13 protein-coding genes and 1 pseudogene are annotated in these 14,000 nt (G+C 66.3%); 9 read left to right on the top strand and 5 right to left on the bottom strand.

The window, feature by feature from the left end; translation table 11 throughout:
* The first annotated feature begins 2 nt into the window (after positions 1-2).
* The gene (locus C4K40_RS21285) at positions 3-2,441 is read left to right on the top strand and encodes an alpha/beta fold hydrolase (RefSeq protein WP_053138849.1); all 2,439 of its coding nucleotides are present in this window, start codon (positions 3-5) and stop codon (positions 2,439-2,441) included.
* Between the two features lie 7 nt (positions 2,442-2,448).
* Here the strand turns inward: C4K40_RS21285 and C4K40_RS21290 are convergent, their stop codons facing one another.
* Entirely contained in the window at positions 2,449-3,435 is a 987-nt protein-coding gene (locus tag C4K40_RS21290) for a GlxA family transcriptional regulator (protein ID WP_053138846.1), read from the bottom strand.
* 92 nt (positions 3,436-3,527) lie between these two features.
* Between C4K40_RS21290 and inhA the strand changes: the two genes are divergently transcribed.
* Positions 3,528-4,214: an isonitrile hydratase gene (gene inhA / locus C4K40_RS21295; RefSeq protein WP_022639851.1), complete on the top strand. Its 687-nt coding sequence runs from the start codon at positions 3,528-3,530 to the stop codon at positions 4,212-4,214.
* Positions 4,215-4,225: 11 nt separating this feature from the next.
* On the opposite strand, the gene C4K40_RS21300 is transcribed toward inhA, so the two are convergent.
* Complete coding sequence (locus tag C4K40_RS21300) at positions 4,226-4,570, bottom strand: antibiotic biosynthesis monooxygenase (protein WP_022639852.1); 345 nt, start codon at positions 4,568-4,570, stop codon at positions 4,226-4,228.
* Between the two features lie 23 nt (positions 4,571-4,593).
* On the bottom strand, positions 4,594-5,226 hold the full coding sequence (locus C4K40_RS21305) for a LysE family translocator (protein WP_124421352.1): 633 nt from the start codon (positions 5,224-5,226) through the stop codon (positions 4,594-4,596).
* Between the two features lie 89 nt (positions 5,227-5,315).
* Here C4K40_RS21305 and C4K40_RS21310 point away from each other — a divergent pair, with 89 nt between their 5' ends.
* The gene (locus C4K40_RS21310) at positions 5,316-6,641 is read left to right on the top strand and encodes a PLP-dependent aminotransferase family protein (RefSeq protein WP_124421353.1); all 1,326 of its coding nucleotides are present in this window, start codon (positions 5,316-5,318) and stop codon (positions 6,639-6,641) included.
* A gap of 267 nt (positions 6,642-6,908) precedes the next feature.
* Here C4K40_RS21310 and C4K40_RS21315 read toward each other — a convergent pair whose 3' ends face one another.
* Both C4K40_RS21315 and C4K40_RS21320 read right to left on the bottom strand, forming a co-directional pair.
* Positions 6,909-7,709 carry an aminoglycoside phosphotransferase family protein gene (locus C4K40_RS21315; RefSeq protein ID WP_053138783.1) on the bottom strand — a complete coding sequence of 267 codons (801 nt, stop codon included), beginning with the start codon at positions 7,707-7,709 and terminating at the stop codon, positions 6,909-6,911.
* An 81-nt stretch (positions 7,710-7,790) separates the two neighbouring features.
* Positions 7,791-8,249 carry an SRPBCC family protein gene (locus C4K40_RS21320; protein ID WP_053138786.1) on the bottom strand — a complete coding sequence of 153 codons (459 nt, stop codon included), beginning with the start codon at positions 8,247-8,249 and terminating at the stop codon, positions 7,791-7,793.
* Between the two features lie 131 nt (positions 8,250-8,380).
* On the opposite strand from C4K40_RS21320, the pseudogene C4K40_RS21325 reads away from it, so the two are divergent.
* The 6 genes and pseudogenes from C4K40_RS21325 to C4K40_RS21345 all read left to right on the top strand — a co-directional run.
* Positions 8,381-9,199, top strand: a pseudogene (locus C4K40_RS21325) (ADP-ribosylglycohydrolase family protein); the annotation flags it as partial.
* Between the two features lie 54 nt (positions 9,200-9,253).
* Entirely contained in the window at positions 9,254-9,703 is a 450-nt protein-coding gene (locus tag C4K40_RS31995; protein WP_306108872.1) for a GFA family protein, read from the top strand.
* A 38-nt stretch (positions 9,704-9,741) separates the two neighbouring features.
* A complete protein-coding gene (locus tag C4K40_RS21330; protein ID WP_053138792.1) occupies positions 9,742-10,143 on the top strand; it encodes a lysozyme inhibitor LprI family protein in 402 nt (133 codons plus the stop codon).
* 211 nt (positions 10,144-10,354) lie between these two features.
* Complete coding sequence (locus C4K40_RS21335) at positions 10,355-11,992, top strand: WG repeat-containing protein (protein WP_053138796.1); 1,638 nt, start codon at positions 10,355-10,357, stop codon at positions 11,990-11,992.
* A gap of 101 nt (positions 11,993-12,093) precedes the next feature.
* Complete coding sequence (locus C4K40_RS21340; RefSeq protein ID WP_053138799.1) at positions 12,094-12,762, top strand: HAD family phosphatase; 669 nt, start codon at positions 12,094-12,096, stop codon at positions 12,760-12,762.
* 467 nt (positions 12,763-13,229) lie between these two features.
* Positions 13,230-13,997 (top strand): helix-turn-helix transcriptional regulator, encoded by a 768-nt coding sequence (locus C4K40_RS21345; protein WP_022639861.1) that lies wholly within the window; start codon positions 13,230-13,232, stop codon positions 13,995-13,997.
* Positions 13,998-14,000 lie beyond the last annotated feature (3 nt).

Raw genomic sequence — 14,000 nt, forward strand, 5'->3', positions numbered from 1 at the left:
CGATGAGCAAGCCCCTGTTGTACTTGCTGGCGGGCAACGGCAGCGCCAGCGACTGGTGGGACGATGCCGTACCGCACTTTCGCCATTATCGAGTGCAAACCCTGGAACTGCCGGGGTTCGGCGACAACCCTCAGCCACCGTGCGACGACCTGGGGCAATACGCCGAGGCCCTGCTGGCGCTGACCGCCCCGGGCAACGCCATCGTCGCCGTGGGCATCAGCGCCCTGGTGGTGCTGCACGCCTTGCAGCGCCGTCCCGGGCACTTCTCCCGCAGCGTGCTGCTGTCGCCGGTGGGGGCCTTCCTATGGCAGCGGCGCCTGCCGGCGTTGATGTCGCCACTACCGGTGCGGCTGTTGATCCACCGTTTGCTCAGTCAGCGTCCGGCCTGGTTCGCCCACAAGTTCTCGCGCCAGCGCTGGAGCCCCCAGCAGTACCGGCGCATGGGCGCAGGTTATGCCCGCTGCCGGGCCTTCGTGCCGCTGTGGGAGCAATTGCGGGCCGACACCGCGCTGCCGCTGCTGGAATGGATCGAAGACCCGGTGGAGCTGGTCTGGGGTGATCAGGACCAACTGCTCGGCAGCGCCCAGGCCGCAGCCTGGAGCGCGATCCTGGCCCGCGCCGACCTGCGGGTCAGCCTGCGCCCGGGCTGGGGCCACTACCCGTGGATCGATGCGCCGGCCGAGTTCGTCGCCTGGATCGAGGCGCCCAACGATGGCTTCGTCGCCCACACCAAGGGCGGGCGCCTGCATCTTGCGCAATGGGCCGGCCAGCCGGTGCCGGCCGCACTGAGCCTGGACAGCGCCGAGGATCCGCGCCTGCCATCGCTACTGGCCAGCCAGCCCGATGCCCTGTGGGCCGTGCGCTCCTCCAGCTATGGCGAAGACCAGGCCGACTCGGCCAACGCCGGGCTCAGCACCACCTACCTGCGGGTGGCCGCCAGCGAAGTGGCGCCACGCATCGACGAGCTGCGCCAGAGCGGGGTCGAGGAAGTGGTGGTGCAGCGTTTCGTCCAGCCGGTGCTGTCGGGGATCGCCTTCGTGCGCCACCTGGCAGTGGAACTGGAATGGGTCGAGGGCCACCTGGAAAGCCTCGCCGATGGCCAGGCCAGCCCCGAGCGGGCGGTGCTGTCGCGCCTGGGCCCGGCGTGGGAAAGCGACACCTTCGCCACCCGCCACGGCCTGTCTGCCAAGGCCTTGTGGGACTTTCTGCAAGGGGTGCTGAAGGTCTTCCACTACGTCCCGGGCGACATCGAGTGGGCCTGGGATGGCCAGCAACTGTGGCTGCTGCAATACCGCCCGATCAGCGACTACGGCTGGCGCCGGCACCTGACCGCGGCCAACATCGCCGAGATCCTGCCACCGCAACCCAGCCGCTTCGTCGAGTACGGCCAGCGCCGGGCAGCAGCCAGCATCCCGGCGATCATGGCCCGCTGGGACAGCCGGGTACTGGAGAACAACGAGCCGTTTACCGCCCTGTTCGGTGGCGCCTCCTACATCAACAACGACCTGTTCCTGGCGCGCCTGGCGGATTGGGGACTGCCCTCCTCCGGTTATGCCGCCGAAGTCGGTGGCGCGGCCCCGGCCCTGCCCTTGCGGCCCCTGCGCCTGCTGCGTTCGCTACCACGCCTGCTGCGCATGCAGTTCATCGCCCGCAGCCACCTGCTGACCCTGGAACCGGGCCTGCGACGTTTCGAACGGGAACTGGCGCAACTGCGCGAGGCCGGGGCCTCGGGCCAGCAACTGGCGGACTGGTTCAGCCGCTTCTACGTGTTCGTGGTCCAGGGCAACCTGTGCATCGCCACGGCCCTGGCCAGCAGCGGTGGCGCCCTGCTCGGTCGCCCGCCCACCGCCTACGACAACCTGGAGCACAGCCCCCATCGGTTGCCCTGGGAAACCGATCCCGGCACTGCGCGCCCGGCATGCGCGCCGCTGCCATTGCAGGCGTTCCCAAGCTGGAGCCCCGCCGTCGCCCTGGCCCATCGCCTGGGCCTGCCGGGCATGCGCGGCTACTACCTGCAAGTGCGCGAATGGTACCGGGACAACCTGATGCGCCTCTTCATGGGCCTGCACCATGCACTGCCCGAAGCCGATCGCGACTACTGGTTCGCTCCCCACGAACAGGTGCGCAGTCGCGGTGGCAGCTTCTGGCAGGACGGCCGCGAAGGCAGCGAGCAGGCCAGTGGCTTCATGATCTACCCGGGCCAGGCCCAGGGCATCCTCGGGGTGGACATCCTCCTGGAGGACACCCTCGACCCCGGCCGGCATGCCCACTACCAGCAGGCGCGGGCAGTGATCGCACGCATGGGCGGGCGCCTGTCCCATGGCTCGACCCTGCTGCGGGAACTGCGCAAGCCCTCGGCGGTGCTGCCCCAGGTGGATCCGAGCTGGATGGGCCGCGAGGTGCGCTATGTCGACGGTCAACTGAACCTGGTCCAGGACTGAAGGCGGCTCAGGAGGATTCCTGGGTGGCGGCGAAACGTTCGCGATAGGCCTGGGGCGTCACGCCCAGGGCCCGCAACACGCTGCGACGCAGGGTCTCCTCACTGCCAAAACCGCACTGCACGGCAATGCGCTTGATCGACAGGCCAGTGTCGGCCAGCAAGCGGCGGGCGGTTTCCACCCGGATCAGCTCGATGGCCCGGGCCGGGGTCTGGCCGGTGTCGGCGCGGTAGTGGCGTACGAAACTGCGCTCGCTCATGGCCGCTTGCTCGGCCAGCACCGGCACCGTCAGTTCCCGGTTGAGGTTCTCGGCGATCCAGGCGTGCAGTCCATCGAAACGCCCGCCACCGTTCTGCAGCGCCAGGGTCACGCTGAACTGCGCCTGCCCGCCCGGGCGCTTGAGGAACACCACCAGTTGCCGGGCCACTTCCAGGGCCGCCTCGCGCCCCAGGTCAGCCTCCACCAGGGCCAGCGCCAGGTCGATGCCGGCAGTGACCCCGGCCGACGTCCAGACCGGGCCGTCGTTGATGAAGATCGGGTTGGCCTCGACCCGCAATTGCGGATAGGCCTCGGCCAGTTGCTCGCAGCGAGTCCAGTGGGTCACTACCCGGCGGCCATCCAGCCAGCCGCTGGCCGCCAGCAGGAAAGCCCCGGTGCAGACTGAGGCCACCCGCCGTGCCGCCCCCGCCCGGGTCGCGACCCAGGCCACCAGTTGCGGGTCACGGGCAGCCGCGTAGACCCCGCCACCGCCAGCCACGATCAAGGTGTCGCAAGCCTGCTCCAGGCCCGGCAGGGGGTCGGCCAACAACGCCAGGCCCGACGAACTGAGGGTCGCCCCGCCTGGGCTTGCCACCACCCGGGGGTTATAGGGCAACGGCAACCCCCGCTCGCGGGCCCGGTCGTTGGCCGAAGCGAACACCTGCAAAGGCCCGGTGACATCCAGTAACTGGGCGTTGGTAAAAGCCAGGACAAAGACGTTTTTCGCGGTGGCAGGCATGATTGGCGTAAATCGAGGGCAGGTTGGCGTATGCGCCAAATCCTAGAAGGCTAGAGTCAGCTCGTCCACCCCATCGATACAAGGAGCTCGCAATGGCTGTGCAGATCGGTTTTCTGTTGTTCCCAGGCGTCCAGCAACTGGACCTGACTGGCCCCTATGACGTGCTGGCGGCGCTGCCGGATACGCAAGTGCATTTGCTGTGGAAGGAGCCAGGGCCGATCAACTCCAGCGCCGGAATGCTGCTGCAAGCCACCACCGGCTTCGCCGCTTGCCCGCCGCTGGATGTGCTCTGCGTACCGGGCGGGGCCGGCGTCGGGGCCTTGATGGAAGATCCACAAGTGCTGGATTTCCTCCGCCAGCAGGCCGCCCAGGTGCGTTACCTGACCTCGGTCTGCACCGGCTCCCTGGTGCTCGGCGCCGCCGGCCTGCTACAGGGCAAGCGGGCCACCACCCACTGGGCCTACCACGAGTTGCTGGCGCTGCTGGGGGCCATTCCCGTCCATGAACGAGTGGTGCGCGATGGCAACCTGTTCACCGGCGGCGGCATCACCGCGGGCATCGACTTCGCCCTGACCCTGGCCGCCGAGCTGTTCGACCCACAGACCGCGCAGCGGGTGCAACTGGATCTGGAATACGCCCCGGCCCCACCCTTCGACGCTGGCAGCCCGGACACCGCCCCCGCAACCCTGGTGCAACAAGCCCGCCAGGCCACCACGGCCTCCCTGAACAAGCGCCGGGAAATCACCCTGCGCGCCGCCGCCAGGTTGCAGGCCGGCTGATCCGGCAACCGTCAGGCGCGGCGTACCGGGCCGTGGCGATCGCTGGCCAGCAAGGAGTCGATACCGCCATCGCCATAGACCCGCTCGACCCTGGAGATCACCACCTGGTAACCGGCGTACCAACGCCGGTACTGGCGCTTGGCGGCAAGGTGCCGGGGGTCGCGGGCGAAAGCCTGGATCGACGCCTCGTCCTCCCAGTAGTAGCTGGCGTTGACCAGGCCCTGGCCAGCGTTGGCCCAGGACTGGGCGCCGACGAAACCCGGCAGGCTGGCGGCAACTTCGTCGATGATCGCGCTCAGGCGCTGGAACTCTTCGTCGGCCTGGCCGGGCTTGTAGATAAAGGCGGCGATGTACATGTTCGGACTCCATTGGGGAAGAATCAGCTCGGCTGGGTCATCAGCGCCAGGCGCAAGGCCAGGGCCAGCAACACCGCCGCCAGCAGCCAGGACTGCAACCTGGCGGCACGCGCCGTACGAGCGGCGAGGCCACGGCCCAGGGCCGCACCAAAGACTCCCAGGCTGGTATGAAAGACTCCGCTGACCAGGGTCAGGACCAAACCCAGGAACACCAGTTGCCAGGCGATGCTGCCCTGCCCGGGGCTGACGAACTGCGGCAAGAAGACCATGAAGAACAACAGCGCCTTGGGGTTGAGCAGGCTGTTGCCCATGGCCCGGACGAACACGGTGGCCAGCGGCACCCGGGGCGTGCCGGCAAGGTTCAAGCCAGCCCTGCTGCCCAGGGCCTTCCAGGCCAGCCACAAGAGGTAGGCGACCCCGGCGTAGCGAATCAGGTCCAAGGCCGGCGGCCAACTGGCCACCAGGGTGGTGACGCCGGTGGCGGTGAGTAGGGTCAGGCAGATATCCGCGACCCCGATCCCCAGCCCCGAAGCGACCCCTCCCCGCCAGCCATAGGCCATGCCCTGGCTGAGGACGAAGGCCATGTTCGGCCCCGGTGACAACAGCAACAACAGTACGGCACCGATGAAGATCGATAGGGTCGTCCAGTCCGGCATGCTTGCGCGCTCCTGCGGGAAAGCCGGTAGATTAGGAGCCCTTCCTGATACAAACAAAAAACTGTTCTAGATACACCGGGAGTCCTGCAATGCGCCGCACTCGCTACAAGGCCATCGTCGATGATTTCGCCCTGCGCATTCGTGCCGGGCAATTGCCGCCCGGCACCCAGTTGCCCACGGTCCGGGCGCTGATGGCCAGGGAGCGGGTGGCCCTGGCCACCGCCTTGCGGGTCTACCAGGAGCTGGAAGCCATTGGCCTGGTGGTGGGCGAGGCCGGGCGGGGGACCTTCGTACGGGACAGCAGCCTGTCCCGGGGGATGGGCCTGGAGCAGCAACCGGCCAAGGACTGCGAGGTGGACCTGTCCTTCAACTACCCGGCCCTGCCCGGCCAGGAACAGAGCCTGCGTGAGGGCCTGCGGGCCATCGCCGCCTCCGGCGACCTGGATGCCCTGCTGCATTCCGCTCCCCAGGGCGGGCGCCTGCATGAACGCCAGACCGCGGCCCGGCACCTGCGCAATCGTGAGATCCGCGTCGGCGCCGAGCAGGTGCTGATCGTCAATGGCGCCCAGCAGGGGCTGGCGGTCAGCCTGCTGGCGCTGCTGCGACCCGGGGATGTCCTGGCGGTGGACGCCTTGACCTACCCGGGCCTCAAGAGCCTGGCCCTGGTCCACCGCCTGGACCTGGAACCCCTGTCGCAGATCGATGGTCTGACCGACCTCGACGCCTTGGAAGAGCTGTGTCGCCGGCGGCCGGTGCGCGCGCTGTACTGCATGCCTACCCTGCACAATCCCCTGGGCACGGTGATGCCCCTGGCTCAGCGCCAGCACCTGGCGCAACTGGCCCGCGAGCATGACTTCTGGCTGGTCGAGGACGGGGCCTATGCCTTTCTCGCCGAACCGGCGCCGCCACCACTGCAGACTCTGGCGCCGGAGCGCACCTTGTACATCTCGGGTTTATCCAAGAGCGTCGCCTCGGGGCTGCGCATCGGTTTCATCGTCGCGCCCCCGGCGTTGATCCCGGCCCTGGAACGGGCGATTCGAGTGTCCAGCTGGAGCACCCCGACCCTGACCGTGACCCTGGGTTGCCTGTGGATCGAATCGGGGCTGGTGGACAACCTGGAAGAGCAGAAGCGCCACGACGCCCGCCAACGCCAGCACCTGGCTGCCAGGGTGCTGCAAGGTTGCGATTACCTGGCCAACCCTTCGTCCTACTTTCTCTGGTTGAAGCTGGAGGACGGTCGCCGGGCCGACAGCGTGGTGGCGGCCCTGGCCCGGCAGAAAGTGACCGTGACCTCGGCAGATCCCTTCGCCACCACGACCCACACGCCCCAGGCGTTGCGCCTGGCCCTGGGCTCGATCAGCCCGGCGCTGCTGGAACAAGCGCTGCACAAGGTGCACAGCGAAGTTACCCGTTGACCGACCGGAGCCTGGCCGTTGCGAGCTCCGGACACATGAAAACCCGGGCGAAAAAAAACCCGCCGAAGCGGGTTTCTTTCAAGACCATCATGACATCCTGTCTGCAGCATCCGTGCTAATGGTCGATCTTCCGTGATCCTGAAGCGCGTCCTGCGCTGCAGTTGTGGGAAGAGATATTAAACACGCACTCGGGTAGGCAGAAGGCGCATTGAAATACAGCGCGTGTAGGAAATTGGCTACAGCACACCTAGGCAATCCCTTAGGCCATCACGCCAGCGCCTGAATCGCCAAAGCCGCCAGCTGCAATTGGTGCCTGGCACCGGGTTGATGATCGTCCTGGAGGAACCAGGCGGCAGACAGGCCACTGAAGGCCAGCACCCACTGCACCAGCCGCCGGGGTTCCAGGTTGGCCGCTTCGGCGATCACTTGTACCTGGCGCTCGAAACGCAGGGGATCGGTAGCGCTGGGCAGGTCCGGATTGCAGATCAGGTTGGCGAAATCGAAACAGCGTTCGCCACGAACCCGCTTGGGATCGATCACCAGCCAGCCACGCTCGGCGAAATCCAGCACATTGTCGTGGTGTACATCGCCGTGCAGCACCACTTCATCCCGAGGCGTGGCGAGCAAATGTTCGGCCATGGCCAGGCTCTCGACGAACAAGCCACCCTGGTGCTGCGCCGCCTCGCGCAGGTCCTTGAACCAGTGGTCCAACGCCAGCAAGGGTGGCCGGGGTTCAGACCGTGGCGCATGCAGGCGCGCCAGGGTGGCGCAGACGATCCGGCTCACCGCATCGTGCTCGCCAGCCAGGGCCATGCGCATCAGCGACCCCGGCCCCATGGCCCGCTCCATCAGCAGCGCAACGTCTTGCTGGGCGTGTACCCGCGCCGCGCCCTCGCCGCCCCACCAGGCCATCAACCGGTTGCCGGCTTGTTCGTCCTCATCCAGGGCGATCTTCAGCATCGCCGGGGCGCCAGTCTCCAGGCGCACCGGCAACAGGCGACTGCCGGGGGTGACGATGGGTTCGCCATCGGCCAGCAGGCGCCAGCGTTCAATGTAGGTTGCAAACACAACAGCAGCTCCGAGCGACCAGCGACAAGCTGCAAGTTTCAAACGGCGCCGGGCACCTGCGCAAGGTTGGCAGCCCGGCAATCATTGCTGGCGCAGGTAGTTCTCGATATTGGCCATCTGCTCGTCCCAACCGCGGCTGTTCATGCGAAAGGCCTTGAGCCGGCGTTCGGCGGGAATGGCGTCGAACCCCGACTCACTGACCCGCAGCAAGGTGCCTTCGGGGTGCTCGTCCAGCTCGAAGCACACCAGGGTGGTGGGCTCGCTCGAGTAGTCATGACCCGGCTCCACGGCGTAAGGATGCCAACGGAAGGAGAACAGCTCCTCGGGCAGCATCTGCTGCACCTGCAACTCCAGCACCAGGTGTTCGTAGCCGGGGTAAGTGATGGCGCCACGGGCCTGTTGGCCCGGGGCGAAATGCTGGCCGGCGAGCGTCACGCCGAACCAGCGACCAAAGCTCTGGGCCTCGCTCAACGCGGCCCAGACCTGCGACGTACTGGCCTGGAGCAGCACCTTGCGTTCGATACGATCTGAAGAATTCATAAGCCACCTCCAGTGATCAACACTAGACCGCCCTGGGTCCAGCGCAACCGTCAGTTGCTTGCGGAGCGACCCGGCGGCCCTGGATAAAAATGCTAATGTCACCCACCCAACGCTTTCGCAAAGGACCTGCTATGCCCCTCGCCCTCCTCGACCGCTATCGCGGCAGCCTGCTGGGCCTGGCCTGCGGCGATGCCGTCGGCACCAGCGTCGAATTCAAGCCCCGCGGCAGCTTCCCACCCGTTACTGACCTGCAAGGTGGCGGACCGTTCAACCTCAAGCCCGGCCAGTGGACCGACGACACCTCGATGGCCCTGTGCCTGGGGGAAAGCCTGCTGCGCAAGGACGGATTCGATGCCGCCGACCAGATGGGCCGCTACCTGAACTGGTGGCAGTGGGGTTATCTGAGCGCCACCGGCGAATGCTTCGACATCGGCATGACCGTGCGCCAGGCCCTGGCCGACTACCAGGAGCATGGCCAGCCCTTCGCCGGCTCCAGCGATCCCTATACCGCCGGCAACGGTTCGCTGATGCGCCTGGCACCGGTGGTGCTGTTCTTTTACCCCGACCTGGCCCGGGTCCGGCAGTTCGCCGGCGACAGCTCGCGCACCACCCATGGCGCCGCCGAGGCCATCGAATGCTGCCAGCTGTTCGCCAGCCTGATCGCCAGGGCCCTGGCCGGCGCCTCCAAGCAGGAGCTGCAGGTGGTGGAGGACATGCGGTTCGAGCAAGCCAAGGTGGCGACCCTGGCTCGTGGCAGCTACCTGAGCAAGGCCCGCGAAGAGATCCGCGGCAACGGTTATTGCGTGGACTCCCTGGAAGCCGCGTTGTGGTGCTTCCAGCACAGCGACAACTACGCCGATGCGGTGCTGGCCGCGGCCAACCTGGGGGACGATGCCGACACCACCGCCGCCATCGTCGGCCAACTGGCCGGAGCCTTCTACGGCATCCAGGGCATACCCGGGCACTGGCTGGCCAAGCTGCACATGGGCCAGGAGATCCGGGCCATGGCCGATGACCTGCTGGCCGCCGCCCAACGCCAAGCGCCCGCCCGGCCGTTGCACGGCAGTTGCCTGTGCAAGGCCGTGCAATACCAGGTCGAGCGCCTGGACATGCCCATCGGCCACTGCCATTGCCAGACCTGTCGCAAGGCCCACGCCGCCGCCTTTGCCTCCACAGCCGGGGTAATGCGCGAGCACTTCCGCTGGCTGTGTGGCCGGGAACACCTGAGCAGCTACGAATCGTCCCCGGGCAAGCTGCGGCACTTCTGCTCGGTCTGCGGTTCCCAGCTTCTAGCTGAACGTGCAGGACAACCCCATGTGATCCTGCGGGTAGCGACCCTGGACGATGATCCGGGGCAGACGCCGCAGATGCACATCTGGACCTCCCACGATGTGCCTTGGCTGGCTCATGCAGGCCTGGACAGCTGGCCCGAGTGGCAACCCGGCCGCGACTAGACTGCGATTCTTCCCACAGACCGATTGCGAGACCTTCCATGCGCCCAACCCTGATCCTGTTCCTTGCGCCCATGCTGCTGGCGCCATTGGCCCACGCCAGCGAGTGCAGCGACGCTCCCGACCAAGCCGCCCTGAGCCAGTGCGCCAGCCTCGAGTACAAGACTGTGGACAAGGAGTTGAACAGCCTGTACCAACAGATCAGCCAGGGCCTGAAGAACCAGGCGCAAACCAAGCAGCGGTTGGTTGGCGCCCAGCGCGCCTGGGTAGCGTTCCGCGATGCCGAGTGCGGCTACGCCACCTCCGGCGTGGAGGGTGGCAGTCTTTATCCGCTGGCCTACAGCCAGTGCATGACCGCACTGACCAAGGCCCGGGTGGAGAACTTCAAGAACTACCTGAAGTGCGAGGAAGGTGACTTGAGCTGTCCGGTGCTGGGGCGGTAGCGGGCGCCGGTCTCCAGCCTCGCGGGAATGTTGCCCGGCGCGCCATGTCGTGAAAAACGTCTGGGCCTGGTGCAGCGCGGCATGCTGTACCGGTGGTTTTCTTTGCAATTGGACCTTGCATTTCTCCGTCGCCGCCGCAGAATCACCCCGCCCTGCCTGGCCGTTTGCGCAGGCAGTGCAATTTCCCCCTATTGCAAAGGAACCTTTGTTCATGGATAGAAGCGCCAGCGCCCGTCTCGGCTCGCTGATCCTCTCGTTGTCTGCTCTGGCCCTGACCGGATGCAAGGAAGAATCCAGTCCCAAGACCGTGGCTGCCGCGCTCGCCCCGGCACCTGCCGCCATGGTGATCCCGGTGTGCGCCAACGGCGAATGCGCAGTGCTGGACCAGAACGGCGCAGTGCTGGTCGGCGCCGACAACGACTACGACGCGGTGGTCACCCTGCCCCTGGACAAGAGCTTCCTGTTCGCCAAGGACGGGACCTGGAACCTGGCCAGCGCCGACGGCAAGCAGATCCTGCTGGCCAACTTCACCGACGACCTGCGGCCATTGACCCCCGGCTACTTCGGCTTTGGCCAGGACGACAGGCTGGGCATCATCGACCAGAGCGGCAAGCAGGTGCAGCCACCGCGCTTCGACGACTTGTACGTGGGCGGCCAGGACGACTTCATCGTCTATGAGCTGAACGAGAAACGTGGCCTGCTGGATGCCAAGGGCCAGGAGCTGACCCAGGCGCTGTATGACAGCAGCGTGGTGCGCGACGACTTTGCCAAGCGTGGCTGGTGGATGACCGCCGAACGCGGCGAAGAAAAATGGGCATTCAACCTCAAGACCCACGAGCAGAAGCAGGTCGAGTTCGACAGCATCGACAGCGCCGCCAATGAACATCTGGTGGTCAGCAACGAACAGGGCAAGTCCCTGGCTGATGCCCAGGCCCGCCTGGTGGATCCTGCCCGTTACTACTGGCTTGGGGTACCCGGCGACAACCGCGTGGCCTTCCGGGAAAAATACGACACTCCATGCGGCTACCTCGACCTGCAAGGCAAGGTCGTGATCCAGGCCCAGTTCAGCACCTGCGAAGTGTTCGGCAAGCAGGGCGCGCTGGTCACCGCACAGGCCGCCGAAGGCGAGCACGGCAAGATCGGCATGATCGACCCGCAGGGCCAGTGGAAGGTACAGCCGGTATACGACTCGGCGGAACCAGCGGGCTTCAGTCCTCTGGGCCTGTTCCCCCAGGTCCCGGGGCTGAACCAGGTCGGCGTGCTGCAAAGCGCCTTCACCGCGACCTTCGGCATCTTCGATGTGGACAAGGGCGTCGAGTTGTTCAAGCCGACCTACAGCAACATTGGCGCGATCACTCCCGAGCTGTTCGTCTTCAGTACGCCCGACAGCCCGACCAAGCCGGTCACCCTGTTCGGCGAAGCCACCAAGATCGCCACCGTCGGCCTGATGGACGCTAGCGGCAAGGTGCTGATGGAGCCGGGCCAGTACGTGGACATCCGCCTGGACAGCACCGGTCACTACTTGCTGGCCAGCGAAGACACTTCGCCGCTGGCGACCGTGGCGTTGCTGGACCTGAAGGGCAAGCGCCTGATTTCCAGCAAGTGGCAGGAACTGGTGGTCGATGAAGCTCGTGGGGCGATCTTCGGTTACGCCGTGGAAGGCGTGGGCGACGACCAGACCCGCAGCATCAAGGCGCTGTACCGCTTGGACGGCACCCCGAGCTTCCAGGTGACCCAGGTCGACTGTGGCGCCGAGCAGGTCCTCGATGGCCAGGGCAAGGTGCTGTGGCCAACCAATCCGCAGGATCACTGCCCACAGCCTGACGACGACGGCCCAGCCGAAGGCTGAGCCCGGCCCGAGCGGCCACGGCTGCGATCAAGCCTGCTAGGATGCGGGCTTGATCGATTCAGCCAACCGGCCCGGATGGGGCCCGACAGGAACTGTCTCCCATGCTCAACGCTTTGCTCTTCGACCTCGACGGCACCCTGACCGACACCGACGCCCTGCACCTGCTGGCCCTGCAACAACTGCTGCTGGAGGAAGAGCAGCGGGTCTTCAGCCACGCGCAATTCATGGCCCATGTCAGCGGCCAGGCCAACGCCAACATGTGCCGTTACCTGTTCCCCGAGCGTAGCGTGGCCGAACACGAAGCCTTCGCCGAGCGCAAGGAGCAGCGTTTTCGCCAACTCTCCCCACAACTGACGCCGATCCCCGGCCTCCTGCGCCTGCTGGACTTCGCCGAGCAACAAGGCATCGGCACCTGCGTGGTGACCAACGCGCCCCGGGCCAATGCCGAACACATGCTCCAGGCCCTGGACCTGAGCCAACGCCTGCCGATCGTACTGGTGGCCGAGGAACTGCCCCGGGCCAAGCCCGATCCCCTGCCCTACCTGCACGGCCTGCAAGCCCTGGATGCCGCGGCCGGCCAGGCGCTGGCCTTCGAAGACTCGGTCCCCGGGTTGAAAGCGGCGGTGGGCGCCGGCATCTGCACCTTCGGCCTGGCCACCAGCCAGCGCCCGGAGACCTTGCTGGACGCCGGTGCCCATCGGGTGATCCGCGACTTCGACGATCCGCAGTTATGGGCCGAGATTCATCGACGGCTCGAACAGCCGGCCTGACGCACAGGCCTCGGCAATACCGCAAAGGGTTGGGAGATAGCAGGTAAAGGAGACAGGAGAGGAAGCAGCCAGGGGAAGGGAGGAAAGGGTGCTCGCCCATCACTTCGACCATGGCATCTTAAGTCGAAGCCCCCCTTTGGCTGGGCGAGCAGGTGGTCATGTTACGGAGGCGCCGGGGATGGCCCTATCGGATAAATCCGAAAAGGTTGTGGGATTGTGGAAAAAACTAAGGCGTTTTTTCTTGGGCGCGACCTTTTTTTCACGGCCCTTTCACCTCGACGCCCGTAGATTGGGGCCACTCCTCAACGAATCCCATTTGGCCCGCCCCTGGCGGGCTTTTTTTTGCCCTGGACTCAAGCAACGGCTCTGCTGCAACTAATCAGCTAAACAGGCTTTTGTTATCGCGAATTAGACATCCGGCCTTATGATGGACGCCCTCGTCCCTGTTGCCGGAGACACCCCGTCCCATGTCCGACCTGCTTGTGGTTTCGTCCATCGATAGCCTGGCGGTGCCAGTCACCAGCATTGCCGTGGATTATCCCAACGGCCACGTGATCCCCTCCCACAGCCATCCCCGTTCGCAGTTGGCCTATGCCATCGAAGGTGTGCTGGTGATCGACACCCAGTCCGGACGCTGGGTGGTGCCGCCCAGTCGTGGGGTCTGGCTGCAGGCCGGGGTCGAGCATCGGGTGCGCATGCGCGGCGCGGTGCGCATGCGCAGCCTGTTCGTCAATGTCGACGCCATCAGCGGTTTGCCCGAGAACGACTGCGTGATCGAAGTCTCGCCCTTGCTGCGAGAGTTGATCCTGGCCGCGTCCCAGGTCGATGAGCACTACCAGGCCGACAGCCGCGACGGCCGCCTGATGCGCTTGATCCTCGATGAGATGCGCTCGCTGCCGGTGCTGCCGTTCAGCCTGCCCTGGCCCCAGGAGCCACGCATGCTCCACGTCTGCCAGGCCCTGGCCGACGACCCGGCGGACAACCGCACCGCCGAGCAATGGAGCGACCGCCTGGCCATGAGCGCCAAGACCTTCCACCGCCAGTTCCAGCGCCACACCGGCATTACCTTCGGCCGCTGGCGCCAGCAGGCGCGGTTGTTGATGTCCCTGGAGTGCCTGGCCCAGGGCATGCCGGTGGTGCAGGTGGCCCTGCAACACGGCTACGACAGCCAGAGTGCCTTCGCCGCCGCCTTCAAGCGCCAGTTCGGCACCCCGCCATCGGAGTTCTATCGCTGAGCG

The organism is Pseudomonas sp. CMR5c, from assembly GCF_003850545.1.
Classification (GTDB): Bacteria; Pseudomonadota; Gammaproteobacteria; order Pseudomonadales; family Pseudomonadaceae; genus Aquipseudomonas; species Aquipseudomonas piscis.

Excerpts from the sequence above, each read along its gene's own strand:
- C4K40_RS21285 (WP_053138849.1), top strand. The coding sequence starts at position 3 with ATGAGCAAGCCCCTGTTGTACTTGCTGGCGGGCAACGGCAGCGCCAGC.
- C4K40_RS21290 (WP_053138846.1), bottom strand. The coding sequence starts at position 3,435 with ATGCCTGCCACCGCGAAAAACGTCTTTGTCCTGGCTTTTACCAACGCC.
- inhA (WP_022639851.1), top strand. The coding sequence starts at position 3,528 with ATGGCTGTGCAGATCGGTTTTCTGTTGTTCCCAGGCGTCCAGCAACTG.
- C4K40_RS21300 (WP_022639852.1), bottom strand. The coding sequence starts at position 4,570 with ATGTACATCGCCGCCTTTATCTACAAGCCCGGCCAGGCCGACGAAGAG.
- C4K40_RS21305 (WP_124421352.1), bottom strand. The coding sequence starts at position 5,226 with ATGCCGGACTGGACGACCCTATCGATCTTCATCGGTGCCGTACTGTTG.
- C4K40_RS21310 (WP_124421353.1), top strand. The coding sequence starts at position 5,316 with ATGCGCCGCACTCGCTACAAGGCCATCGTCGATGATTTCGCCCTGCGC.
- C4K40_RS21320 (WP_053138786.1), bottom strand. The coding sequence starts at position 8,249 with ATGAATTCTTCAGATCGTATCGAACGCAAGGTGCTGCTCCAGGCCAGT.
- C4K40_RS31995 (WP_306108872.1), top strand. The coding sequence starts at position 9,254 with ATGGCCGATGACCTGCTGGCCGCCGCCCAACGCCAAGCGCCCGCCCGG.
- C4K40_RS21330 (WP_053138792.1), top strand. The coding sequence starts at position 9,742 with ATGCGCCCAACCCTGATCCTGTTCCTTGCGCCCATGCTGCTGGCGCCA.
- C4K40_RS21335 (WP_053138796.1), top strand. The coding sequence starts at position 10,355 with ATGGATAGAAGCGCCAGCGCCCGTCTCGGCTCGCTGATCCTCTCGTTG.
- C4K40_RS21340 (WP_053138799.1), top strand. The coding sequence starts at position 12,094 with ATGCTCAACGCTTTGCTCTTCGACCTCGACGGCACCCTGACCGACACC.
- C4K40_RS21345 (WP_022639861.1), top strand. The coding sequence starts at position 13,230 with ATGTCCGACCTGCTTGTGGTTTCGTCCATCGATAGCCTGGCGGTGCCA.